Source organism: Acinetobacter sp. 16, assembly GCF_033439925.1.
In the GTDB taxonomy this organism is placed as follows: Bacteria; Pseudomonadota; Gammaproteobacteria; order Pseudomonadales; family Moraxellaceae; genus Acinetobacter; species Acinetobacter junii.
Genome location: NZ_CP137746.1, coordinates 452,018 through 477,610 on the forward strand (window position 1 = coordinate 452,018; position 25,593 = coordinate 477,610).

Genomic DNA, 25,593 nt, shown 5'->3' on the forward strand with positions numbered 1-25,593 from the left:
ACATGCATTCACAATTTCCAGTGTCTTACCAACCGATTCGTGATATTCAATTCGAAGGTTTACATTTAATTGAAGCTTCGGCAGGAACAGGTAAGACCTATACCTTGTCGAGTCTCATGGTGCGGATATTTTTAGAAAAATATTTGCCACATCAGGTGATTGCTACAACATTTACTCGTGCGGCAGCAGCTGAGTTAAAAACGCGGATACGCGCGCGTTTAGTTGAGATTCAACAGTTTTTAGAACCATTTCGAAATGTATTGGAAGCGGATATTTATCAGTTTGCCTTGCAAGAAAATGATCCATTAAAACAACATGTTCTACAAAATTTCGCACCGCGTATTGCCTATGCTTGTGAACGGTTAAAGCTAGTAATAGATCAGTTAGATGAGTTGTTTGTTGGCACATTAGATAGTTTTAGCCAGAAATTATTACGAGAATTCGCTTTTGAAAGTGGCAAGATCGAACGCGCGCAAATTACGGAAGACGCAAAAGCCTATACCCGTCAATTGATCCACGATGTACTGCGTGAATGGATTCAAGCCCAGCCCCAACCGTTGATTGATACACTTTACATGGTAGGTGGATTAAAGAATGTCGATTACTTTATTGGTATGGTCGAAAGTTCATTAAATTTTAGTTCAGCACAATTTAAGTTGCCGAATTTTCCTGAGATTGAATGGACTCAACTGCAACAATGGCGGCAACAAGCGCAGCAAATTGAACTTAATTGCTTGGCTGAATATTTTAATTTGGATGGTGCACATTACTCACATATCAATGGAACTTCTTTTCGTAATCATGCATTTAATAAACTGTTCAGTGAGTCTCTGCCTCAACTATTAAAAACACTAGCTGAGACGGAGAATTTACAAGTTTTTGATACTTATTTTTCCAGTCAACGTGATGCCGCATTTAAATTTTTAGATAAGCTCAATGAGCAGAAAATATTTAAGAAATGTCCGGCTGATATTTCAGAAGGTTTTTATCAACATCCAACCCTTTTGCAACTACAACGATTACTTCAATCTCTGCAGCAGACTCAACAACAATTTGAACAATTACAAGTTTATTTAAAAGCTTATTTATGTGTTGAGGTTAAAAAACGTTTACCACAAATATTACAACAAAAGGGGGAGACCACTTTTGCTCAGCAAATTAAAACCTTGTCAGATGCTTTAAAGGGTGAGCAGGGGCAACGTTTTGCAGTCTTTGTACAAGCCCGATATCCACTTATTTTGGTAGATGAGTTTCAGGACACAAACCAAGATCAGGATGATATGTTGGCGAGTATTTGGCGGCATCCACAGCGTTATCAAAAGGGCTGCATGATTATGGTTGGGGACCGTAAACAGGCGATTTATGGGTTCCGTGGCGGGGACATGCTGACCTTTCTGAATGCCTATCAAGATATCATGGCAAAACAGGGACGCGAATATAAATTGATTCATAACCATCGATCAGTCAAAGAACTGGTCGAAGTAGTGGATGCTTTATTTCAACGACAAATAGATTTTGGCGAGCAAGTGATCTATGACCCGATTCAAGCAGGAGAGCGACCACATCCTGCCTTAATCGATGATCATCAAATTAATCCTGCCCCTTTACGCTGGTTACAGCTTGCGGACTCAAAAGAACAAGCGACTCAGGTCGCATGGAAAATTCAAAGTTTGCTCAATCAAGCACACTTAAATCAACTGTATCTTCAAGGTGAAACTCGGAAAGCAATTGACGAAGATGATATTGCTGTACTTTCACGTAGTCACAGACAGCTAGACGAAGTACAACAGGCATTGCAGCATTTGGGAATTCGTGTCAATCGACCATCAAAACGCAGCGTATTTGACTCGCCTATCGCACAAGATGTGGCAGCCTTATTGACGGCTCTACTTCATCCCTTTGATGAGGCTAAGTTGAAACGAGCCTTACTTAGCCGTTTATTTGGATTTGATCTCAAACGCTTGTTGGTACTCGAGCAGAGCCCAATTGGGTTAAGTGAGTACATGCAATCCTTTGATGATCTTCGTGAACTGTGGATTAACCAAGGTTTCTTGGTGGCGTGGCAACAATGTCTAAATCAATTCGAGATTTGGCAGCAATTGGTGATCACTCAAAGTAAAGATAATGAACGTGCCGTGGTAAATTTACGTCATTTGACCGATATTTTGAGTCAGCATAGCGAACATGTACAAGGACCTCAGAATCTCTATCATTGGTATCTTAAACAGCTGAATTCGCCAAGTGATCGAGAGTGGGAACTGGAACATAAACTATCCAGTGAAGCTGGTGTACAACTCATGACGATTCATCAATCTAAAGGATTGGAGTTCAAAATCGTATTTTTATTGGGTGCAAATAAATCACCCTCAAATCAATCAGAAGCTTTAAACTTTTCCACTACAGAGATTCAACTCCCTGAAACAGGACAAATCCGAACACAACGTGTCGTTGCGATCGCCGATAAGAATTTTCTTCAAGATACAGAAATCAATCAGCATCAACAACGTGCTCAAGCCGAACAAAACCGTTTATGGTATGTCGCACTAACGCGTGCTAGTCATCGTGTTTATGCTGTGTTTGAACCTGAAAAAGGGGATAAAGCCAAAGCATCTGCCTTAGCTTTTTGGAAAAACCAAGCTGAGGTTTTTCAGCATATCTATAGCGCGGATGAGGCGTGTCTTCAGGAACGTCCTGCAACTCTTCGTACTGCAAAAATGTCTCAAGATTTGACACTTGCCGCACAGCCTTTACCGACACAACGTTTTTATGCACGCGGCAAAACTAGCTTTAGTTATTTGGCACAACATTTAAAACATAAAGCCAATCGTATGGATCGCTTGGCAAATATGGATCAGAATCTACAACAGGCTGAAGATGAATTAGAGCTCACACAAATCATCATTGATGAGAGACCGGTTTCGCAGCCAATCGCATGGATTAAACAAAATTTTCCAAAGGGTGCTTTGGCAGGTAATTTCTTACATGAGATTTTTGAGCTGATTGATTTTCAACAACCTGATATTTGGGTCGAAGAAATTCGTCGCCGTTTTAAGAATACTTATCAAAGTTTATGGTCTGATCTTTTTAGCTTGTATCAACAGCAGTTTCCAGAACAGCCACAAGCTGAGCAGTTGTTATATCAATGGATTGCGGAATGGCTACAAGATGTTTTGGCTACACCTTTGAATGGTGAGTTTCAGTTAAAGCAGTTGATAGCAGGACAGTATCTATCGGAATGTCCATTTTATCTGTCTTTATCTGATCGTGTATTAGCAATGCAACGCATACAGCAGTTGTTTGAAGAATATGACATTTATATGCCTGAACTATTGGAAGCGAAATCAGCACGTTATCTAAATGGTTCTATCGACTTGGTTTATTTTGATGGTCAGCGCTACCATATTGCCGATTATAAAAGTAATTATTTAGGTGCAGATCAATCAGATTATGGTGCTGAACAGATTGCTGACAGTATGTCATTGTCCAGTTATTGGCTTCAGGCAGGGTTATATTTAGTCGCTTTGCATCGCTATCTTCGCGTTAAACTGCAAAATTATAATATTGCAGAACATCTAGGTGGCGCATCTTATCTGTATTTGCGTGGTATGAATGGACAGGCTCAGCAAGGCTATTTTTATTGGAAGCCAAATGATGAGTTTATTTTACGATTAGATGCAATACTGGGATATTTTTCTGAGGATAAAAATCAGAAAATAATGTAGATAAAGTGTGTAATTTTAAATTAAACAAAAGCTTATCTTGTGAATAAGTCTGTCTATAACCTTGTGGACAAGCGTGTGGGTAAGTTTGAGGATAACTCTGTGGACAAAAGAATTAGTCAGCAACCAGAACAAAACCAGTGGTTGAATGTGTGGAGTCGCTATCTTTCTCAAGCACCGTTCTCTCAATCTGCTCAACCATCGAATGCTGCGAAAATATTAGAGCAATTGATGGAAGCCAGTTTACAAGGCGACAGTTGTATTGATTTTGAAGCAATACAGCTTGAAGCATTAGGTGATCTAGCGGTTTCCAGTGAAATCGCAACGACTCAGGTTGCCCCATGCGTCTATGATCAGCAGGGCTTGGCATTATACCGATATTGGCAATTAGAACAACGCCTCGCTCATCAGATTTGTCGATTAAAGCGACAAATGGTACCAGAGATTGATATTTCTGTTTATCAACATTTATTGAGTGATGAATTTCAGCAGAAAGCTTTAAGTATGGTGTTGCAACAATGGCTCAGCATCATTACAGGAGGGCCAGGTACAGGTAAAACCTATACTTTGGCACGCATTATTGCTGCATTAAATCAAACAATCCCTGATATTCGGATTGCCATGGCTGCACCTACTGGTAAGGCAGCGCAACGTATGCAAGAAGCATTGCAAAACTCATTTAAGGATCCCAAGTTGCTTGAGTCTGGGCTAGTAACGGATAACCTACGACACCAAAGTACCCAAACACTGCATCGATTGTTAGGAATGGGGAATCGACAAGTTCCACGCTTCAATCTCAAACAACCATTACCTTATGATGTCATCGTAGTGGACGAGGCGTCGATGTTAGATTTGAGTCTTGCGACCGCGTTATTTGAAGCGGTTCCTGAGTCATGTCGAATTATTTTATTGGGAGATGCCAATCAATTAGCATCCGTCGATGTGGGAGCAGTTTTAGCAGATTTACAGCAGGTGAAAGGCTTGGCAGATAATCGAGTAGAGCTAAAAAAAAGTCGCCGTTTTTCTGATGAAGCCAAAATTGGTCAGTTAGCTCGTTTTATTCAAGCACAATCGGCTTCTGCTGACTCTCATTTAGTCTTATCTAAACTTGAAAGTGAAATTGTAAAGCCTGCTTCACTTCAGCAGATTAAACTCAGTAAAGAAATGCCTGATTTTATTCAGTTGGAATATTTACCTGAGCAACAGGATATAGATGCTGAGCAGTATCAACAAAAACTAATGTATGGCTTTCAAGATTATGTCGACGTATTAAAAAACTATATAGAAGCCGACCAACCAGAATCATATATTCAACAGGTTATTCAGGTCTTTGATGATTATAGAATTTTAGCGGCAGTGAAACATGGTGCTTTGGGGATTGAACAACTCAATCGCTATGCTGAACGTTGGGTGAATCAGCAGCTTAAACAAATTGCAGTTGCAGAATGGTATGTTGGACGCCCTGTGATGATAACCTATAACGACTATCAGTTAGGGATTTCAAATGGTGATATTGGGATTTGTTTTAAACATCGAAGCCAAGCACAACAATTTGAAGTGTACTTTCCGAGTTTAAATAAGTGGATTGCAGCACATCGACTACCGCGTAATATGCAAACAGCGTTTGCATTGACCATTCACAAATCTCAAGGTTCTGAATTCTCTCATACTGCAATTGTCTTAGATGCACATGCAGAAAAATTGTTGAGTCAGGAATTGATCTATACAGCAATTACAAGAGCGAAAAAAGTCGTGAGTATTTTAGCGACACAGAAATCATTAGGAGCAGCCCTTACGATTCGAACAGTTCGTCGCAGTGGTTTAGTTCAAAAGATTAATTTAGACTGATTGTGAAATTATTCTTTAAAATGAGGGTTTTTGTAAGCAAAAGCTTACACAGATTCGAGATATTGTCGCTAGAGCTAAATACGTGTTTTTGAGATTATATAACCACAAACAGTCTAGCAAGGAATGCTAGGTAAATCGCACAAAGATAATAATAAAGTCGTTATGACAGCGAACTTACAGTGAAGTAAGTGATAAAAGAGGAAACTTACAGCCGCTAAGCCTTGTAGTTTTGGGAGAGACTACAGGGCTTTTTTATTTTCTTGATTTTTCTTTATCTGATTTCATCAAATTGCAATTTAGTTTGTTTAACTTGCAACACGTTAATATTCACTCTGAGTCATTTTAAAATTTAGATTATTATTTAATCTAAAAAAGTGATTGTAGGACAACAAATTTGTATTATTAAGTTAAATGTTATACAGACCTGTACGTTTTTGCTTACATAGAGATAAGAAAAATGCTATTTTTCTCCACAATTGATTCTGAGAGAATAGTAAGCATAAAGAGGAACGAGCTCTAATAACTGCATAGTACACCAAGAAAATGATGTGCTCATACGTTCAGAGGGTTGAATGTAGCAAAACAAGAAAAGAAAATTAGAAGAATAGTGATAACTATAATTACGCGCAGAAGCCCAAGTCTAACTTGGGCTTTTTTATGCGTGAACGCTTCAAATTAAACTTTATCATTTTCAGTACGATCAGTTGCAAACAATGAGCGTCGCTGATTCTTTGGAATTTTTGGGCAGTTGGTTGAGATTTGATAGAGGGTCTTTGCTAATCCGGGTAAATGAGTTCCGACGACTGATTTGCCTGTTGTGAGTAGAGAAACACTGATGTCGCGCTCTGGGTCTGCCCAACATAAAATATTTGAGAACCCGATATGCCCAAATGCTTGTCCAGTCATTGGACCAAATAAGCCAATTGGATTGCTTCCAAGCATAGGTCCTAACGCATAGCGCATAGGGGCTAATAAGGTACGATCTAAGCTAACTCCAGAAGTTGGCAGAGTTGAACGGAATACCGTTTGTGGCGACATAATTTGTTTGCCTTCATATTCACCACCACTCAACAACATTTCAAAGAAACGTCCTGCTTGTTCAGCACTGGTGTAAATATTTCCCGCTGGACAGATGGTATCCATAAAACGGTTGTCATTGGTTACATCAACTGCAAGTTGTAGTCCACCACCTAATACGTGGTGTAGATAGTGATCCGTCCCTAAACTTGGATGGATTCCTGTGGCATAGTTTAATGCCGCATCGGCACGATATTCTGGTTTGAGACCGTAGTTAAAATAGTTAAGCCCCATTGGTTTTTCGATTTGTTCAGCCAAAAAGTCACGAACATTTTGTCCTGTTACACGTTTAACGATTTCACCCAAGATATAACCTGCGGTAACTGCATGATAGGCGAGGTGAGTACCTGATGGTGAAACAGGTTTAGCAGCACAAAGTAACTTTAAAACTTCATCTTGGTTGAACAGAAGTTCTGGAGTAACTTCTTGATCAATACGAGGGATTCCACCACGGTGAGAAAGTAGATGAAAAATGGTGGCACGACGCTTTCCGTTGACACCATATTCAGGGATATAGTAGCTGATTGGATCTAGTAAATTTAGATCACCACGCTCATCTAACATATGGATGAGCATCGCTGTGACCATTTTCGATGCTGAAAATAAACAAATTGGAGTATCTGGTGTTCCGATTTGCGCATCAGCAGCTAAACCTTCTGGCGCATTTCCCCGTGCATAGCCAATACTTCGGTTGAGTAGAATCTGTCCATTACGACGTAAGCACAGGGTTACAAGCGGGTAATTACCTGTTTTATAAAGTTGTTCGACACTATTCCAAATTTTTTGGATTTGACGTTCCGTCATCCCACCCAATTCAGCTGCGACCTCATCTTTGGAGCGAATAACTTGATTCAGGTCTTTTGGAACATAACAGGTATTGGTAGATAAAATTTTCACGATTCCCTCGAATTTTTTCGTTTTCTTTCACTTCTGTTATAAATTGAAAACAGATTCATCCTAGTGTGCCGTTTTTGTTCAACGCTGTCAGCTGCCGAATTGCCAGTAAACATAAAACATTTTTGCAATATAACGATAGATCACTTAAAATAGCACCTTGCTGTAGTGATGCACGGCAGTCGGTTGCTCGCAACTGATCATTATCATTTAACTTTTAAGCATCTCGGAGAAATCGAATGGCTTTAACTAATACTGATCGCGCAGAGATCATCGCTAAATTTGCTCGTGCTGAAAATGACACTGGTTCACCAGAAGTACAAGTTGCTTTGTTGACTGCTCAAATCAATGATTTGCAAGGTCACTTTAAAGAGCACAAACATGACCACCACAGCCGTCGTGGTTTGATTCGTATGGTTAACCAACGTCGTAAATTACTTGACTACTTAAACGGTAAAGATCACGGTCGTTATGTTGCTTTGATCGGCGCATTAGGTTTACGTCGTTAATTCGATTTTACTTTGTTTTCGCTATTTCGCATGTTGTTATGCTTTATCGCTGAAAAGAGAGTTTCATCTAATTTATTTTAGGTGATTTTAAGAAGGGGCGCTTGTTCGCTCCTTCTTTGCGTTTAACTTTTTTAAATATTTGATCTAGTGCGATGGCTTCTAAGCTTTGTCATTTATCTACACAGCAGTTGTGGTCTGAATGCCAAACCTTAGGGGTCTCACTAGAATAAAATTAGGAAAATACAATACATGTCTATGTTTAATATAGTTCGTAAAGAATTCCAATTTGGTCAACACCAAGTTGTTTTAGAAACGGGTCGCGTTGCACGTCAAGCAAATACAGTTTTAGTCACTATGGGTGGTGTAACTGTTTTAGTTGCGGTTGTTGCGCAACCTAAAGCAAAAACAGGTCAAGATTTTTTCCCGTTGACTGTTAACTATCAAGAAAAACAATATGCAGCGGGTCGTATTCCTGGTGGTTACGGTAAACGTGAAGGCCGTGCATCTGAAGCTGAAACTTTGATTTCACGTCTAATCGACCGTCCAATTCGTCCGTTATTCCCAGAAGGTTATTTCAACGAAATCCAAGTAACAGCAACGGTTGTTTCTTCTGATAAGACGATGGATGCTGATATTGCCGCTATGCTAGGTACATCAGCTGCATTATCAATTGCTGGTACACCTTTCCGTGGTCCAATCGGTGGTGCTCGTGTTGGTTTGATTAATGGCGAATACGTTTTAAACCCGAACTTTGAACAACTTGCACAATCTGATCTTGATTTAGTTGTTGCGGGTACAGAATCAGCAGTATTAATGGTTGAGTCTGAAGCGAAAGAACTTTCAGAAGACCAAATGTTGGGTGCTGTACTTTTCGGTCATGACGAAATGCAAATTGCAATTCAAGCCATTAAAGAATTTGCTGCTGCCGCTGGCGCAGTTGAATCAACTTGGGTTGCTCCAGTTAAAAATGAAGAACTTCGTGCAAAATTGAAAGAAGCTTTCGAAGCAAAAATTTCTGAAGCTTATACGATTGCAGTTAAACAAGATCGTTATACAGCACTAGATGCACTTTATGCTGAAGCTGTTGCGCAGTTCGTTCCTGAAAATGACGAAACTGGTATCGCTGATGAAGTAAATGAATTATTTGAAGATCTTAAATATCGTACAGTACGTGACAACATCTTGTCAGGTAAGCCACGTATTGATGGTCGTGATACTAAAACTGTTCGTGCGATCGATGTTCAAGTCGGTGTATTAGATCGTGCTCACGGTTCTGCGTTATTTACACGTGGTGAAACTCAGGCGTTGGTAACAACAACTTTGGGTAATACTCGTGATGCGTTGATGGTTGATACCCTTGCTGGTACTAAAACTGACAACTTCATGTTGCACTATAACTTCCCTGCATACTCTGTAGGTGAGACTGGTCGTGAATCAGGCCCTAAGCGTCGTGAAATCGGTCATGGTCGTTTAGCACGTCGTGGTGTTCAAGCTGTTCTTCCTGCTGCTGATCGTTTCCCGTACGTGATTCGTATCGTATCTGATATTACTGAATCAAACGGTTCATCTTCTATGGCTTCTGTATGTGGTGCTTCATTATCACTTATGGATGCAGGTGTTCCACTTAAAGCGCCAGTTGCTGGTATTGCAATGGGCTTAGTGAAAGAAGGTGAGCGTTTCGCAGTTCTTTCTGACATCTTAGGTGATGAAGATCATCTTGGTGATATGGACTTTAAAGTAGCAGGTTCAGCAAACGGTATTACTGCGCTTCAAATGGACATTAAGATTGAAGGGATCACTGAAGAAATTATGGAAGTTGCGTTAAACCAAGCATTTGCTGGTCGTATGCACATCCTTAATGAAATGAACAAAGTAATTTCACGTGCTCGTCCTGAAATTTCAATGCATGCTCCTACTTTTGAAGTGATCAGCATTAACCCAGACAAGATTCGTGATGTCATTGGTAAAGGTGGCGCAACGATTCGTGCCATTACAGAAGAGACTAAAGCTGCGATTGATATCGAAGACAATGGTACAGTTCGTGTATTCGGTGAAACTAAAGCTGCTGCTCGTGCTGCGATTGCAAAAATCCAAGCACTTACTGCTGAAGTTGAACCAGGTAAGATCTATGACGGTAAAGTAATCCGTATCGTTGAGTTTGGTGCGTTTGTAAACATCATGCCAGGTACTGATGGTTTACTTCACATTTCGCAAATCTCAAATGAGCGTATTGCAAACGTGACTGATGTATTGAAAGAAGGTCAAGATGTGAAAGTACAGGTTGCGGATGTTGATAACCGCGGTCGTATTAAGTTAACAATGAAAGATATTGAACAAGCGTAAGCTTCTCAATATACAAAAAGTCCGCTAAATGCGGACTTTTTTATGGCATCATCTTTTTAAAATTTAATCTGAACATTAGAGTTATGCAGCTTTATTATTTTTATCGACATAACAGTGAAAATACGATTTTTATTAGTGCAGAAGAACAAGCAGAACATCATCTAGAGTTTTTATGGGTCGATAGTTTAAGACAAGATTTAGTGAATCATAACGAGATGTGGCAAAAGAACATTTATGAGCATACTGGTGTGGTGCTCAATGAATTTCATATGCGAGATTTATTAAATATCGAACATCCGTGTGCTTTTGATAGTGTTGAAGAATATGATCTTCTGGTTTTTCGTAAGTTAATCACGCCAGATGACCAAATTTATGAAAATGAAGCATCTGAATCTCATGAAAGCGTTTTTGGTTTGGCGACAACGCCTATCAGTTTTATTTTAACGCCTCATATTTTGATTAGTCTTAGAGAGCAGGGCAATAAAGCGGTAGAGAGTTATATCCAACGTATTCAGATGATTATGGAAAAACCCATAGCTGAACAAAACAAACCGCGTAAATTACCAAGTACACCTGCTGATTTATCACTTCGTTTATTAAACAGTATGATTGATGGTTATCTAAACCTAAGAACTCCATTAACACGACGTGTTGAATATTGGCAGCAACAGTTATTGCAAGGAAATCGTCGATTTAAACAATGGCATCAGTTGTTTCATGAAGATATGGCATTTCAGCAGATTGAAAATCTATGTGAAGAGCAAATTGAAACTTTACAAGAGTTTCGGGATGAGCTTGTAGATAATTATCATCATGTGGTTGGAGAACATAAGCACAAAACTCAAGATATTCTGTTAGTTCGTTTAAATGATTTGATGAGTCATGTCGAACGCGTGCAAAAGCATACTTTGAGGCTTCGCAATGCCGTTCAATCTGCAATTGATCTACATTTTTCTGCGATTGCGAACCAAACTAACGAGAATATGCGAATACTGGCAATTATCACGGCAGTTTTTGCACCATTAACTTTACTTACGGGAATCTATGGAATGAACTTTGAGTTTATTCCTGGTCTCAAATCACCCGTAGGTTTTTGGATTATGTTAGGTGTGATGTTGCTGAGTACAGTCTTGCTACTTTATTACTTTTATCAGCAACATTTGGTTGGTCGTGGTGAGCGTAGTGTGATTGATTTGCTCGCACAACAAAACAAGCAGCGAAATATTAATCTGCTTTGGTTCTTAGATTATGAGCCAATCAAACAAACACTGAAGGAAGTTGAGAAAATGACCAAATTAAAATGATGAATTTGGTCTGTGTATTTTACTCAGTGGAAATGTTTGAGTTGTCTTCTTAATTGTTGAACTTCATCAATTAAATCCAACATTACCGCCACAGCTGAGAGACTAGCATCGAAATCCCGTTGCAGGCGATAGGCACGACGGGCGCGAGCAACATCTTCACCAATAAACTGGTGGCTTTGTGGATCAACCTGAATCTGCAAAATATCGTAGTCGATCAGCTTGAGTACCCAGTCGGTGCTTTGACCACAGGCTTCGGCAAAGTGCTCAAGATCAAGTGCCAATTGTTCATCAATGATTTCAACTTGGCAGTGACCGTCATATTGAATTTCTTTGTATTGAATAGTTGTCATGATCTTACTCCTTATGATGCACGAGGTCTGAATGAAGCAAAAGCATCTGCAAACTGTTGATAAGCTCGTTGCTCTTGTTCGCTGTGTGCTGGTGGTAAAACAATATTAATAATTAGATATAAATGCCCTGCAGTTTTATTTGGTATCCCTTTATCTTTGAGACGTAATTGTTGTCCATTTTTGGCATTTTTAGGTAAATTGACTTTGAGTTGCCCTGCGGGAGTATTGACTTCAATGCTTTGTCCTAGAGCTGCTTCCCACGGAGTTACATCAATAGTTTGATAGACATCAGCCCCTTGAATACGAATGCGGTCGGTATCTTTATATTGGATTTCAATATAAAGATCACCATTTTCACCACCATTGATACCACTTTGTCCTTGGCCATTTAAGCGAATTTGCTGACCTTCTTTCATTCCTTTTGGAATCTTAACCTGCAAGGTTTTTCGCTGTATTTCAGGCTCACCATAGACGTTATAAGTTGGAATTTGCAAGGTAATCTGCTGGGTTGAACCGTGATAGGCAATATCTAAATCAACTTGAATGCTGGCATGCTGGTCTTCGCCCTTGTAACTGCGTTGCTGGCGTTGCGAACGCTGCTGCCCGCCACCAAACCCTGCGCCAAAACGGCCAAACAAGTCTTCAAAACCACTAAAGTCTGCACCCCCATCGCCTGAACTTTGGCGATAGAACTGGGAACCGTCAAAACCACCCGTGCCTTGACCAAATCCGCCTGCACCCTGACCAAAGCCAGCAAAACCCTGTGGATGATCCAGCATCTGGTCATATTCAGCCTTTTTAGTGGCATCACCCAAGGTATCGTAGGCGACATTAATCGCCTGCATTTTGGCTTCAGCATCTGCCTCTTTACTAATATCTGGATGATATTTCTTTGCCAGTTTACGATATGCTTTTTTGATTTCGTCTGCTGAAGCATCTCTTGAAACACCGAGCTCTTCATAATAATTTTTTGCCATGATCTTAAATATAATAATGAGATGTTTCTTTTATTATGAAACGAATTGCCAAGATTTCAATAGGCTGGATTGTATAAGACTTGTTTTGTTGTTTTGGAAAAAATGCCAGCACTTTGGCTTGGCTGACACCGATCATGATATCCATTGGGCTATAACTTTAACTGAGATAGAGTTTTGGATAATGCCTTATCCAGTAGACCTTAACGTAAAATAAAAAAAGACGGCAGCCCACTGCTGTCCCATAGTTTGCTCTAAATAAAAAAACCTGAGTCTAAATAGTTAAAATATGAGTGCAAACAAACACTTTAACTATAAAGGACTCAGGTTTTGTCACATCAGAATACCGTATTTCATCAATTACTCAAACCCATTTTAAGACAAGATTTTGAACGTCTGGCTAAACTGCATCACTCTGGGCAAAAATTAAGATCAGCCACCCGCTGGGATCAGTTTGTTGCCATATTGATGTCCCAACTTTCTTGTCGGCAAAGCTTAAGAGACATTCAATCCAATCTCGAATCCCAGCAGGAAAAGCTCTATCATCTTGGCGCGAAGAGAATTGCGCGAAGCACCTTAGCAAGACTCAACGAAGAACAGCCCGCCAGCCTGTATCAGCAATTGTTCACACAGCTGCTTCAGCGCTGTGAAAACTCTAAAACTGCACATAAATTTAGATTCAAGAATCCGCTGTATTCACTAGATGCCAGTCATATTGATCTTTCACTGTCATTGTGCGCATGGGCAAAAGTGCATGAATCCAAAGCCAGTATTAAACTCAGTGTTGGCTTAAATCACAGCAATACCATTCCTGAATTTGTAGCGCTTGGGGATGGTATTGAAAATGATATGGTGCAAGGCAGAGCATTTAAATTTCCTGCTGGCAGCATTATCGTCTTTGATAAAGGATATGTTGATTATCAATGGTTTGCTCAGTTGATACTTCAGAACGTCAGCTTTGTAACCCGGCTACGCCCAAAGACAGTTTATCAAGTTAAATCAAGCCGCAGCGTATTAGAGACTAAAGGGATTATTGCGGATGAATGTATTGAATTGAGCAGTGCGCATGCCAAGAAAAGAGGCGCACCTAAATTATTAAGACGTATAGAGTTTTATGATACAGATAAGAAAAGAACATTCGAATTTCTGAGCAACAACTTTCATCTGGCAGCATCCACCATTGCTGCAATTTATAAAGACCGCTGGAAGATTGAGTTATTCTTTAAAGCCATCAAGCAGAATTTAAAACTGAAGTCATTTCTAGGTCGAAGCCGCAATGCGATACAAACGCAAATATGGATTGCATTAATTGCCTATTTGCTGGTGAACTTCGCTAAACACATGGCACAAGAAGGATGGAGTGTTCAGCGTTTACTGAGAATTATTCAGGTCAATTTATTTGAAAGGAAACTTTTAAGGTCACTCTTTGTGCCTGATAAAAAATGGCGAAAACAAGAAGAACCTCAATTGAGGTTCTTCTTGTGATATTTGTGGGACAGCAGTGACGGCAGCCCGTCTTTTTTATGAGAAAAATCAATTAACTCAAATGTTCACCAAATAAGCCTAATGCTTCTTCGGCGGTAAATTCATAGCGTGCATTACAGAACTGGCAATCCATTTGGATTGGGTTTTGTGCTTCAAGCGTTTCATGAACTGCATGAACACCAATTTGAATCAATGCATTGGCACAACGCTCTTTTGAACAAGTACAGCCGAATTTGAGCTGTTCAACTTCTGGTAAGCGAACCTCTTCCTCATTGTATAGTCGATACAAAATCTCATTGGCTGGAAGATCTGTTAGTTCTTCTGATTTGAGTGTTTCAGTTAACATTCTCAAACGTGGCCATATATCTTCATCAACAAGTTTTTGTTCTTCCTCATCGTTTCGAGGTAAGAGCTGGATTAAAAGACCACCAGAACGCTCTCCATTGGTTGCTAGTACAATATGTGTTGGGATTTGCGCTGACAAATCATAATATTGCATTAGACAACCTGCTAAAGTCGGTTGATCAAGAGGTACAATCCCTTGGTAACGTTCACCATGTTCAGGTTCGATATTGATAAAAAGAACAGGGGTGGTGAGGGCTGCCAAAACAGTTCGACTGTCACTACCTTCATTAAATCTTGGATCTTCTTCGTAATCAGCTAATGCACGTACTTCACCTAAATGATTACACTCCGCCATTGCCCATTTGAATGTCCCGCTCGCCTGAATTTGTAGGCTGATGCGCCCACGAATTTTAAGCGTGCTTGCAAGTAATGCCGTTGCGCTGAGCATCTCACCTAAAAGGCTTTTAACCGCAGGCATGTATTCTCTTTGAGCCAAAATCGTTTGTAATGTTTCTTCTAGATGAACCACTTCACCACGAACAGGACAGTCTTCGATATAAAAGCGTTGGCGTAAATCAGACATATTTTTCTCCAATACCCCGTTAGGGGAAAACAAAGCAATGCTTTGCCTTGAAAAGCGCTTATGGCTTTATAAGAAGGTGAATGGTTATGCAGTCAATAATGGTGTCAGTTTGCAAAAACTCAAGATATTTCCTGCTGAGAATTTGCTTCACTTTGTGTATTTTGCTCATTCATCAAACGATGTTTTGCAGAAATAGATGTGTTTTCAAATAAATTTTCAAGTTCTGCAAGTGCATTCGGGTAACGCTCTATTTGATCGTCTTCATCATATGTACTGTAATGCGATCTCAAAAGCACCTGATCGTGCTGTTTAAACTCTTCAATTCGAGTTTTTGTCTCATCAATTGATAGACCTGTTTCGATCAGCACATCTTCTGCCATACCTAAAGATGAGAGATAGGTTTCACGATAAATTTGTTGCACGCCTAATTGATGCAGTAGGTGGGCATGATGTCGATCACGAGCACGTGCAAATAAAATTAATTCTGGATAATTCAAACGAAGGTGACGAGCGAGATTCATACTATCCTCAACATCATCAATCACTAAAATTGCCAGCTTACAATGTTCTATACCAGCGATACGAAGATTCTCGATTTGAGTCACGTCAGCATCAATAAAGCGATGTCCATATTGTTCTATAAAATGAGCAGCAGGTTGATTGCTATCAATGACGCTAAAGTGTTGACCTTGCGCATGTAATACTCTAGCGATGATTTGCCCAAAACGCCCGAAACCTAGAATTAGAATTGGATGTTGCGCAACTTCGTCTGAATCGGGCTGAACTGGCTTTTTCAAGATCAAAGGTAAAACTTTAGAATTCACCAGCCAAAATAAAGGTGGAGTCAAAAGCATTGACCCAAATACCACGACTAGAGTTGGCTGTAATATTTGCGTACTGATGACTTTTTCACTTTCAGCAATTTTGAGCAAGATAAAGGTTAACTCTCCACTTTGTGCCAGCAATACAGCGGACAGGTTACTGAGTTTTAGTTGGCGTTGTTGAAAATAGCTTGTCACTCCAATAATGCCTGCTTTAATCACCACAAGCCCAACGATCGCAGCGACAATAAAAACAGGAGTTTGGAATAAGGGATTGAGTGTTAGGTTCAATCCTAAAGCAAAAAACAGAAGTCCGATGAGCGCATGTTTAAAGGGTTGAATAAAGTTTCCGATCTCAGTACGAAAATCAGTTTCAGCAAGCACTAGACCTGCTAAAAAGGCAGCGATTAAGATATGAATATTTAAAATCTGTAGTATCAAAAAAATACTGAGTAAAACCAGCGTGCTGAGGATGGGAAGAAGTTCCAGACTTTTATGACGCGCTAAATAATGAAAAGCTGGACGCACTAGATAGCGGCTTGCTAAAAATAACCCCGAGATTGTTGCAATGATTGCAGCAAAATAGGCGATACCATGACGTGTAGTTGCGGTATCTTCGAGTAATGGAAACAGGATAATAACAATAACAGCGAAACAACTTTGTAGTTGAGCTGCGGTTAAACTATTTTGTCCTAATTGATTACGAACCTGATTTTTTTGCTCTATAAATTGTTGTACTAAAAAGACAGATGAAAAGCTCAGGGATAGCCCCAAAAGACAGCCTAGTAACAACTGATCCAACAAGAGAAAGCATACGACACATAGGACAATGCTAATTAAAGCCAAAGGCGTAGCATAGAGCTTTAAGACACGATGACGTTGTTGCCACAGTTGTTTAGGTTTTAAATAAAAACCTAGGAAAAACAAAACGGCCAACATGCCTAAGTCGGTTAAAAGTTGAATTTCATCAACATCATCAATCAGTTTGAAAACACTAGGACCTAACAACAGTCCTGCAATCGTAAAGCCTAAAATCGTTGAGAATGTATAACGCTTTGCGATTGGTGCAAAAATTAATGCTGCTACGAGGAAAAAAAGGACAGTAATCAATAAAGACATTTAATGCCTCGAATCTAAAATTCTTATCGTGAATTCAACTAAACTCTTGTGGATCAACATCAATTGATAATCTGAGTTGATGTTGGCGAGGTAAATGTACCACTTGTTGCCACCATTGACGTAAATAAAAATGCAGTTTTGCTCGGTCGGCAGATAAAATCACCATATGCGCTCGATAACGCCCTGCTTTGCGTTCCATTGGGGCAGGAATAGGTCCCCAAATTTCAATAATATCTGCTGCAATAGCGCTTAAGCCTTGTGCTGCTTCCATTAAAAACTGTTGACTATAATCACGATCTTTCGACTCCACACGGACTAAAACAGCGTAACGATAAGGCGGTAACATCGCAACTTTACGTTCACTCAGCATCTGTTTTGCAACGGCACGATAGTCTTGTTCAATCAAGGTTGTGAGCATTGGATGATCGGGTCTTAAACTTTGTAAATATACGCTGCCTTTATGTTCACCACGTCCTGCACGTCCTGCAACTTGTATGATTAATTGTGCTGTGCGCTCAGGTGCTCTTGGGTCTACGCTTAATAATCCTGAGTCGATATCCAGAATAGCGACTAATGTGACGTGTGGGAAATGATGTCCCTTCGCCAGCATTTGAGTACCTAACAAGATGCTTGGTTTATTCTGTTGAATTCGATCATAGATTTTTTGCCAACTACCCACACGACTTGTACTGTCACGATCTACCCGAATTACTTCATGATGGGGGAATAACTCGTGTAACTGTTCTTCAACTTTTGCAGTTCCAGCACCAATGCTTTTTAAGGTTTGATGTTTACAAGCAGGGCATTCGTCTGGCAGGCGATTGATCGTACCGCAATGATGACAGTGTAAATAAGAATAAGGCTGTGAATGTACAGTGAAATGTGCATCACAATGTGGGCAGTTTGCTTGCCACCCACAACTTTCACATAGTAAAACAGGAGCGTAACCTCGACGGTTTAGAAAGATAAGAACCTGTTCTTTGCGCTCTAAAGTTAATTTAATTTGATCAATTAGGTTTTGACTGATGCCATTTTTCTTCTTTGCTACTTTTAGATCAATCACATGCATTTTCGGTAAGACCGCAGTTCCAGCACGTTGATTGAGTTCAAGTAAATGCAATTTACCAGACTCCACTAGATAATAACTATCAATACTTGGTGTAGCAGAACCCAAAATCACAGGGCAATTGTGTAAATGACCACGATAAAGGGCGACATCACGAGTGTGATAACGGAAACCCTCTTGTTGTTTATAAGAGAGATCGTGTTCTTCATCTAAAATGATCAAACCTAGATGCGGCAAAGGGGTGTAAATCGCAGAACGCGTTCCAATGATGATAGATGCTTTACCAGTTTGTGCATGTTGCCAAGCTTGCAAACGTTTTGAATCATTAAGTCCCGAGTGCAGTAAAGCAACATCGCAATGAAAACGAGATTTGAAGCGTGCGACCGTTTGAGGTGTCAAACCAATTTCAGGCACCAACACCAAAACTTGTTTACCTTGCTTTAGGACCTCATGCATTACTTGCAAATAGACTTCGGTTTTACCACTGCCTGTAAGTCCATCTAGTAAAAAGGCTTGGTAACGTTGTTGAGCTTTGAGTATTTGTTGGATTGCTCGCTTTTGATCTTCGTTCGGCGTTAAAGGCATTTGTGCAAGTTGTATAGGCATCGGTGTAAAGTCATGAGCTTCAAGCTGACATTCAATCAGTCCCTTTTTTTCCAATGCTTTTAATGTTGCAGTTTCTACACCACTAAGATTTAAAATATTTTCGGTAGCACCATGTGGATGAAGTTTTAGAATCTGATAGGCATCGTATTGCTTTTGAGAACGTTTTAATAAAGATTCTGGATCGTCATGCGTGAGAATATTCCAGTGGTGAAATAAGATATCTAAAGCACGACCCTGTCTTAAGAGTGCAGGAAGTGCACTTTGCATCACTTCACCAATCGGGAATTGATAATACTGCGCAGACCATGTCAACAAAGTTAAAACTTGTTGGTCTAAGATAGCATCTTCATCAAGAAGTGCTGTAATCGGTTTAAGTTTGAATTGCCCTGTAAACGGCTCATTTGGATCAACTTTCTCAGTAATGATACCGATCAGATTTTGGCGACCAAATGAAACAGAAACACGTGCGCCTATTTGAGCTTGCAGGTATTGCTCTGCACTGACCGTATAGTCAAACGTGTCATACACATAGACGGGTAATGCAACTCGAATACGGTAAAGAATAGCGTTAGAATTTTCGGTAGGCATATTGGCTTTATTCACGTGTAAAATGGCATGACGTCATATCATGGAATTATGCTAAAGTGCTGTGCACAAGGCGTATCAAATATTCAAATCAAAACAGTAATTTTACGATCTTGATGAATATAGAATGGAACTATCGTTCCTTATTCCTTACATGGATGCAACAGTAACGACAACTATTTTTGGACAATTAGAACAGAACCATGCCTGCTTATCAATTTACTGCAATCGATGCTGCTGGAAAGCAACACAAAGGTGTGCTGGAAGGCGATTCCGCTCGACAAATTCGTCAACAGTTGCGTGACAAAGCGTGGACACCGATTGCTGTTGATGCGGTTGAGCAAAAAGACAAGCAACAACAGCGATCATGGTTTAGAAAAAGCTTTAGTGCTTACGATTTGGCACTGATGACACGACAGTTATCTGTTTTAGTCGCAGCAGGCATTCCTTTGGAAGAAGCACTGCGAGCTGTGAGCAAGCAGAGTGAAAAGTCACACGTTCAAAACCTTTTAATTTCGGTTCGATCAAAGGTTTTGGAAGGACATTCACTGGCACAAGCAATGCAACAATCAGGACGGTTTCCAGAATTGTATATTGCGACGGTTGCTGCTGGCGAAAGGTCTGGACATCTGGATCTGATCTTGGATCAGCTTTCTGATTACACTGAAAATCGTTTTGCGATGCAGAAGAAAATTCAAGGTGCAATGATCTATCCGATTATCTTGATGTTGATGTCATTTGGGATCGTGATGGGATTGATGACTTATGTTGTTCCTGAAATCGTAAAAACCTTTGAACAAAGTAAAGAGGCATTGCCTTGGATCACCGTGTTATTGATGAAAATTAGTGCGTTTATTCGTCAAACATGGATAGGCATGTTGATCATTGGTTTTATTGCTCTCATTCTGTTTACGAGGTTTTTAAGAACAACAGCAGGGCATTATGCATTTGACCGATTAACACTCAAATTGCCACTATTTGGTAAACTTTCACGTGGTATAAATGCAGCACGGTTTGCCAGCACTTTATCAATTTTGACACGTTCAGGTGTTCCTTTGGTTGAAGCTTTGCGCATTGGTGCAGAGGTGAGTAACAATTGGGTGATTCGTGATTCGATTGAGGTCGCGATGGAGCGTGTAACAGAAGGTGGTAATTTGGCAACACAGTTAGAACGTTGCGGTTATTTTCCACCAATGATGGTACAAATGATTCGTAGTGGTGAGGCTTCAGGTGAGTTAGACCGCATGTTGGATCGTGCATCTACGATGCAAGATCGAGAAGTTACGACCTTTATCTCCACCTTATTGGCACTGCTAGAACCTCTGATGTTGGTTTTCATGGCAGCGATTGTATTGGTGATCGTGATTGCGGTAATGTTGCCAATTATTAATATGAACAATATGATTTGATGAATTGCATGAAAGAGATGAAAATGAATAAGCAAAAAATGTATATGAAGCAATCTGGCTTCACGTTAATTGAAGTGATGGTTGTGATTGTCATTTTAGGTGTTCTAGCTGCATTGATCGTTCCAAACGTGATGGGACGCGGCGAAAAAGCTAAAGTGGATACCACGCAAATTACTTTAAAAGGTGTTGCTGGCGCTTTAGACCAATATAAATTAGATAATGGGCGTTATCCATCGATGCAAGATGGTGGTCTAGATGCATTGGTGAACCAACCTGCAACCGCAAAAAATTGGTTGCCTGGTGGCTATGTCAAAGGTGGTTATCCTAAAGACAGCTGGGAAAATGACTTACAATATGTGATTCCAGGTCGAGAAGGTCGCTCTTTTGATTTGTATTCGTTCGGTGCAGATGGAAAAGAGGGTGGTGAGGGTAATGATGCAGATATTTATTATCAACCATAAATTCTAATTAAAACGTTCACTTCACTTTTAGAATAAATAAATCAAGAGTGAAGTGATAATGTTTCTTAATTCATAAAATAATTATAAATTTATGAAAAACATGATAATAATATAATTAAACTAATTTGAGATTTATAATAAGAATTATTCCCATATTTAATAGTTACAAGAAACAGAAGTGATTCATTAAATTAAACTTTTTATTTAGATTAAAGCTTTGCATAATAAATTCAGATCATTTAAATGGGTGGTGGAGAAATCAGATGAAAGCATTTTTTTTGTTAGATGAACTGAATCAGTTTCATTGGGCAATGCTTAAATCTGTATTGCTCATTTTAAGTTTACTACCTGTCTGTGAAGGGGCATTAAACTTATGGCAAACGGCTGAAGGAAGTAGTCAGATCGTCATTGGCTTTTTTGTGATCAGTTTGTTGAGTACGTGGTTTATCGTTTGTTTCTTGAGTGCTTTGAAAACCAGTATTTGGAATATTAGTAATCTAATTCCAAAATATGAACAATTCATTTTTAAAGCTTATCGAGCTTTGCCGATGTTTTTCTTATCTGGTTTAGTCGCGTATCTCACGGTACAGTTTTCAATCTTATTTTAATTTGAATATTATGAATAAAAAAAGAGCGCTTTGGATTCAAAACGCTCTTTAGAAATTATCGACGTGATTTAAATGAAATATCGACTTTTCTAGGACGATATATCCAACCGATAATTAAAAGTAGAACAGAGAAAATAAGAATCGGGAAATCACTTAAACGATTATAAAGTGTTTGACCTTGCATCGCTGGTAAATCACCACGTAATACTGCTTCGTGATCCATAGGAGCCTGTTTCACAATATGACCATTCTGATCAATAAATGCCGTGACGCCTGTATTGGTTGCACGAATAAACCAACGACCATTTTCTTTGGCACGCATTTGCACCATTTGTAAATGTTGCCAAGGTCCAGCCGTTCCTGTAAACCAAGCATCATTTGAAACTGTGATTAAAAAATCGCTATTGAGTGCATTACGGCGAGTGAGATTTGGATAAGCCACTTCATAACAAATTGCAGCTGCAAGCGCATGTCCTTTCACAGATAATGGTTTTTGATCTGATTCTCCGCGAGAAAAACCACTCATACTTACATCGTTCTGCATTGCAGGAAGTACCCATTTCAACATTCCAGACAACGGAATGTATTCACCAAAGGGTACGAGGCGTTGCTTTTTATATAAGCCAGACGATTCACTACCAGAAGCCATGATACTGTTGTAGTACAAAGGCTCACCTACTTGTTGTGATTTAGGGATGTCCCAATAAGGAATACCCGTAACCCAAGCAGTATCAGATTTTTTAGCCTGTGCATCCATTGCTTTTAAAAAGTCAGGAATGTCTGTTTGAAACAGAGGAATCGAAGATTCAGGCCAAACAATTAAATCACGTCCCCATTCAGCACGACTCAGGTTGGCATAGATTTCCAAGGTTTTAATTTGATATTCAGTTAACCATTTCAGGTCTTGAGGAATATTGCCTTGGATTAATGAAACACTGAGCGGTTTTTCTGTTTTGGGTTGTACAAATTGAATGAAACCCGCACCCCATGCACCTAAGATCAGTAAACCAGATGGGATGGCCCAAAACCAACGACGATTGAGGATTTCTACAAGAGCACATGCGAGCACGATCACGACAAACGATACAGCATAGACCCCAAATAAAGGCGCATAACCATCTAATAATCGTTCTGTGAATGCATAGCCTGCAAAAAGCCATGGAAATCCTGTGAAGACCCATGTCTTTGCCCATTCAAATAAAACCCAAAGTGGTGCAAATGTCAGTGGAGTTTCAGGGAAAAATCGACGGTAAAGCCAAGTCTGAAAAGCGGTAAATAAGCCCATTGCGGCTGCCATAAAGGCAATCATCAAAACGCTTAAAAAGGAGTTAGTATCACCATAGACGTGAATGGAGGTATATAACCAAAATGCACCTACGAACCACAATCCGAATCCGTATGCCCAGCCCAATACAAATGCCTGTCTAGGATTACGCTGGCGTAATACGGCATAGAGTAAAGCAGGGGATAAAATTGCTAACCACCAAAAGTAATATGGTGCGAGCGCAAAACTAAAGATTGCACCTGAAATAAGTGCAATCAGAAGTGGAAAGATAAACGGAAGCTGTTTGTGGGTTTGGGATGTGTTGAACAGCTTTTCAAAGTAGCTTCTCATTGACGGACAGCTCGAATCAGATGAATAGTGCGTGCATCTGCTTCAATAATGGTAAATTCCCAATCACCAAGCTCAATCGTCTGACCTTGTAGATCGCTCACTAAACCGATTTCTTGCAGCAGTAAACCGCCCATAGTTTCAACTTCATCGTCAGAAAAATCTGCATCTAAAATTGTGTTGAAATGTTCAATTGGTGTAAGTGCTTGAACAATCCAAGTATTGGCTGTAGTGGGATCATTGTCAGGTACGATATATAGTGCTTCTTCATCGGCAATATCGTGTTCGTCTTCAATTTCACCGACGATCTCTTCGAGAATGTCTTCAAGGGTGACTAGGCCAGAAGTTGAACCATATTCATCGATGACAATCGCAATATGTGTTTGGGTGTTTTTGAGCATACGTAACACTTGGTCTGAACGTGCACTTTCAGGTACAAACAAAGGTTGGCGCATCAGAGCGCGAATATCGACTTTGACATTGCGCTCAGTCAAAAAAGGTAAAAGATCTTTGGCCAACAGGATACCCACTACATTGTCACTTTGATCTGCTGAAAACACAGGGAAGCGTGAATGCGCTGAATCAATCAGCACATGCAGAATATCAAGTAACTGGTCATCTTCCTGTAAACTGATAATTGCAGTACGAGGTGTCATAACCTCTCGAATCTTCGTTGCTGGCAGATCTAGAACACCTTCAAGCATTGCGACTGTGTCGGGTTCTAAGAAGCGACGTGAATCTTGAACTAACTTAAGTAATTCATCGCGAGTTTCAGGTGCAGTACCTAACCATTTTCTTAAGCCACGCATACCCCACGACGGACTGGATTCATCGACCATGATCTTTCCTAAAGACTCTCTATATCAATTAGATGATTTTCATCATACCGAAGAAAAAGCGGATATGCATCAATAAAACGATGCAAGAAATGTACAGTTTTTCAAAAAAGTGCAGGTGATTTCTACAGTATGACTTTATGATAAAATGTGAAAATTAGCATATTTGAGTTATATGATGTCTGAACAAACCAAACTCCCAACAGTACAACTTAATACCCGTGGTTTACGTTGTCCTGAACCAGTGATGATGCTGCATCAAGCGATTCGTAAAGCAAAATCTGGGGATGTGGTAGAAGTTTTTGCAACAGACCCTTCAACTTCTTGGGATATTCCTAAATTCTGCATGCATCTAGGACATGAATTACTGTTGAAAGAAGAGTCTTTAGACGAAAATAGCAATACTGAATATCATTATTTAGTGCAAAAAGGTTAATCGTTTGCTTTCGACCTATTTCTCAGGTTTTGCGCTGGGACTTTCACTTATTCTCGCAATTGGTGCACAAAATGCTTTTGTTTTAAAGCAAGGATTGCTCAAACAGCATGTATTTTGGGTATGTCTGATCTGTGCTTTATCCGACGCATTTTTAATTTGTTTAGGTGTGTTTGGATTTGCTTCAATATTGAGTCAACAAGCATGGTTGATTCAAGCTATGAAGTATTTCGGCGCACTCTTCTTGTTTATTTACGGCGCCCGCAGCTTTTACAATGCTTATAATTCGCAGTCAGGTTTAATTGCTTCTGAACAAGAAACAACGACTTTCTGGCAAACGATAGTTTTATGTCTCAGTTTCTCTTGGTTAAATCCGCATGTCTACTTAGACACGGTTGTATTATTAGGTTCAATATCTGCTCAATATGCAGATAAGATCTCTTTTGCTAGTGGGGCAGTATCAGCGTCATTTTTATTCTTTTTTAGTTTAGGATTTGGGGCGAGATTATTGCGTCCTGTATTTGCAAATACTAAAGCTTGGAAAGTCTTAGATCTATTGATTGGCTGTACCATGTGGTTGATCGCACTTTCACTATTAAGATAGGT

General features: G+C 39.7%; 19 protein-coding genes. 11 read left to right on the top strand and 8 right to left on the bottom strand.

Features of this window, described 5'->3' with window-relative positions; all coding sequences use genetic code 11:
- Positions 1-2: 2 nt before the first annotated feature.
- Both R2H34_RS02105 and recD read left to right on the top strand, forming a co-directional pair.
- Positions 3-3,722, top strand: coding sequence for a UvrD-helicase domain-containing protein (locus R2H34_RS02105; protein WP_282896530.1), 3,720 nt, complete (start codon positions 3-5; stop codon positions 3,720-3,722).
- 99 nt (positions 3,723-3,821) lie between these two features.
- A complete protein-coding gene (recD, locus tag R2H34_RS02110; protein ID WP_318342558.1) occupies positions 3,822-5,567 on the top strand; it encodes an exodeoxyribonuclease V subunit alpha in 1,746 nt (581 codons plus the stop codon).
- Between the two features lie 675 nt (positions 5,568-6,242).
- Here recD and R2H34_RS02115 read toward each other — a convergent pair.
- Positions 6,243-7,541 carry a serine hydrolase domain-containing protein gene (locus tag R2H34_RS02115; RefSeq protein WP_126131679.1) on the bottom strand — a complete coding sequence of 433 codons (1,299 nt, stop codon included), beginning with the start codon at positions 7,539-7,541 and terminating at the stop codon, positions 6,243-6,245.
- Positions 7,542-7,777: 236 nt separating this feature from the next.
- Here R2H34_RS02115 and rpsO point away from each other — a divergent pair, with 236 nt between their 5' ends.
- From rpsO to R2H34_RS02130, 3 genes are all read left to right on the top strand, one after another.
- Positions 7,778-8,047: a 30S ribosomal protein S15 gene (gene rpsO, locus R2H34_RS02120; protein ID WP_004656162.1), complete on the top strand. Its 270-nt coding sequence runs from the start codon at positions 7,778-7,780 to the stop codon at positions 8,045-8,047.
- A 255-nt stretch (positions 8,048-8,302) separates the two neighbouring features.
- On the top strand, positions 8,303-10,390 hold the full coding sequence (gene pnp, locus R2H34_RS02125) for a polyribonucleotide nucleotidyltransferase (RefSeq protein WP_171495828.1): 2,088 nt from the start codon (positions 8,303-8,305) through the stop codon (positions 10,388-10,390).
- 83 nt (positions 10,391-10,473) lie between these two features.
- Entirely contained in the window at positions 10,474-11,694 is a 1,221-nt protein-coding gene (locus R2H34_RS02130) for a magnesium transporter CorA family protein (protein ID WP_004916768.1), read from the top strand.
- 23 nt (positions 11,695-11,717) lie between these two features.
- Here R2H34_RS02130 and R2H34_RS02135 read toward each other — a convergent pair whose 3' ends face one another.
- Together R2H34_RS02135 and R2H34_RS02140 are read right to left on the bottom strand one after the other, a co-directional pair.
- Positions 11,718-12,044: a chaperone modulator CbpM gene (locus R2H34_RS02135; protein ID WP_004763725.1), complete on the bottom strand. Its 327-nt coding sequence runs from the start codon at positions 12,042-12,044 to the stop codon at positions 11,718-11,720.
- A gap of 11 nt (positions 12,045-12,055) precedes the next feature.
- Positions 12,056-13,021, bottom strand: a complete 966-nt coding sequence (locus R2H34_RS02140) for a DnaJ C-terminal domain-containing protein (protein WP_005403596.1) — start codon at positions 13,019-13,021, stop codon at positions 12,056-12,058.
- A gap of 327 nt (positions 13,022-13,348) precedes the next feature.
- On the opposite strand from R2H34_RS02140, the gene R2H34_RS02145 reads away from it, so the two are divergent.
- Positions 13,349-14,503: an IS4 family transposase gene (locus R2H34_RS02145; RefSeq protein ID WP_282896529.1), complete on the top strand. Its 1,155-nt coding sequence runs from the start codon at positions 13,349-13,351 to the stop codon at positions 14,501-14,503.
- Positions 14,504-14,555: 52 nt separating this feature from the next.
- On the opposite strand, the gene R2H34_RS02150 is transcribed toward R2H34_RS02145, so the two are convergent.
- From R2H34_RS02150 to R2H34_RS02160, 3 genes are all read right to left on the bottom strand, one after another.
- Entirely contained in the window at positions 14,556-15,431 is an 876-nt protein-coding gene (locus tag R2H34_RS02150; RefSeq protein WP_004958672.1) for an Hsp33 family molecular chaperone HslO, read from the bottom strand.
- Between the two features lie 119 nt (positions 15,432-15,550).
- Entirely contained in the window at positions 15,551-17,371 is a 1,821-nt protein-coding gene (locus R2H34_RS02155; protein WP_004958675.1) for a cation:proton antiporter, read from the bottom strand.
- Between the two features lie 34 nt (positions 17,372-17,405).
- Positions 17,406-19,631 (bottom strand): primosomal protein N', encoded by a 2,226-nt coding sequence (locus R2H34_RS02160; protein WP_171488077.1) that lies wholly within the window; start codon positions 19,629-19,631, stop codon positions 17,406-17,408.
- 200 nt (positions 19,632-19,831) lie between these two features.
- Between R2H34_RS02160 and gspF the strand changes: the two genes are divergently transcribed.
- The 3 genes from gspF to R2H34_RS02175 all read left to right on the top strand — a co-directional run bounded on the left by gspF (position 19,832) and on the right by R2H34_RS02175 (position 22,106).
- Entirely contained in the window at positions 19,832-21,037 is a 1,206-nt protein-coding gene (gene gspF, locus R2H34_RS02165; protein ID WP_004957567.1) for a type II secretion system inner membrane protein GspF, read from the top strand.
- 23 nt (positions 21,038-21,060) lie between these two features.
- Positions 21,061-21,498, top strand: coding sequence for a type II secretion system major pseudopilin GspG (gene gspG, locus R2H34_RS02170; protein ID WP_004916750.1), 438 nt, complete (start codon positions 21,061-21,063; stop codon positions 21,496-21,498).
- Between the two features lie 263 nt (positions 21,499-21,761).
- A complete protein-coding gene (locus R2H34_RS02175) occupies positions 21,762-22,106 on the top strand; it encodes a hypothetical protein (protein WP_087539869.1) in 345 nt (114 codons plus the stop codon).
- 55 nt (positions 22,107-22,161) lie between these two features.
- Here R2H34_RS02175 and lnt read toward each other — a convergent pair whose 3' ends face one another.
- Positions 22,162-23,721, bottom strand: a complete 1,560-nt coding sequence (lnt, locus tag R2H34_RS02180; RefSeq protein ID WP_151690989.1) for an apolipoprotein N-acyltransferase — start codon at positions 23,719-23,721, stop codon at positions 22,162-22,164.
- Positions 23,718-24,557: an HlyC/CorC family transporter gene (locus R2H34_RS02185; protein ID WP_151826184.1), complete on the bottom strand. Its 840-nt coding sequence runs from the start codon at positions 24,555-24,557 to the stop codon at positions 23,718-23,720. Before R2H34_RS02185 ends, lnt begins: the two co-directional genes overlap by 4 nt.
- Before the next feature lie 175 nt (positions 24,558-24,732).
- Between R2H34_RS02185 and tusA the strand changes: the two genes are divergently transcribed.
- On the top strand, positions 24,733-24,990 hold the full coding sequence (gene tusA, locus R2H34_RS02190) for a sulfurtransferase TusA (protein ID WP_004916739.1): 258 nt from the start codon (positions 24,733-24,735) through the stop codon (positions 24,988-24,990).
- Positions 24,991-24,994: 4 nt separating this feature from the next.
- Positions 24,995-25,591 (top strand): LysE/ArgO family amino acid transporter, encoded by a 597-nt coding sequence (locus tag R2H34_RS02195; protein ID WP_087539873.1) that lies wholly within the window; start codon positions 24,995-24,997, stop codon positions 25,589-25,591.
- The last annotated feature ends 2 nt before the right edge of the window (positions 25,592-25,593 follow it).

Excerpts from the sequence above, each read along its gene's own strand:
- R2H34_RS02105 (WP_282896530.1), top strand. The coding sequence starts at position 3 with ATGCATTCACAATTTCCAGTGTCTTACCAACCGATTCGTGATATTCAA.
- rpsO (WP_004656162.1), top strand. The coding sequence starts at position 7,778 with ATGGCTTTAACTAATACTGATCGCGCAGAGATCATCGCTAAATTTGCT.
- pnp (WP_171495828.1), top strand. The coding sequence starts at position 8,303 with ATGTTTAATATAGTTCGTAAAGAATTCCAATTTGGTCAACACCAAGTT.
- R2H34_RS02130 (WP_004916768.1), top strand. The coding sequence starts at position 10,474 with ATGCAGCTTTATTATTTTTATCGACATAACAGTGAAAATACGATTTTT.
- R2H34_RS02135 (WP_004763725.1), bottom strand. The coding sequence starts at position 12,044 with ATGACAACTATTCAATACAAAGAAATTCAATATGACGGTCACTGCCAA.
- R2H34_RS02140 (WP_005403596.1), bottom strand. The coding sequence starts at position 13,021 with ATGGCAAAAAATTATTATGAAGAGCTCGGTGTTTCAAGAGATGCTTCA.
- R2H34_RS02150 (WP_004958672.1), bottom strand. The coding sequence starts at position 15,431 with ATGTCTGATTTACGCCAACGCTTTTATATCGAAGACTGTCCTGTTCGT.
- R2H34_RS02155 (WP_004958675.1), bottom strand. The coding sequence starts at position 17,371 with ATGTCTTTATTGATTACTGTCCTTTTTTTCCTCGTAGCAGCATTAATT.
- R2H34_RS02160 (WP_171488077.1), bottom strand. The coding sequence starts at position 19,631 with ATGCCTACCGAAAATTCTAACGCTATTCTTTACCGTATTCGAGTTGCA.
- gspF (WP_004957567.1), top strand. The coding sequence starts at position 19,832 with ATGCCTGCTTATCAATTTACTGCAATCGATGCTGCTGGAAAGCAACAC.
- gspG (WP_004916750.1), top strand. The coding sequence starts at position 21,061 with ATGAATAAGCAAAAAATGTATATGAAGCAATCTGGCTTCACGTTAATT.
- R2H34_RS02175 (WP_087539869.1), top strand. The coding sequence starts at position 21,762 with ATGAAAGCATTTTTTTTGTTAGATGAACTGAATCAGTTTCATTGGGCA.
- lnt (WP_151690989.1), bottom strand. The coding sequence starts at position 23,721 with ATGAGAAGCTACTTTGAAAAGCTGTTCAACACATCCCAAACCCACAAA.
- R2H34_RS02185 (WP_151826184.1), bottom strand. The coding sequence starts at position 24,557 with ATGGTCGATGAATCCAGTCCGTCGTGGGGTATGCGTGGCTTAAGAAAA.
- tusA (WP_004916739.1), top strand. The coding sequence starts at position 24,733 with ATGTCTGAACAAACCAAACTCCCAACAGTACAACTTAATACCCGTGGT.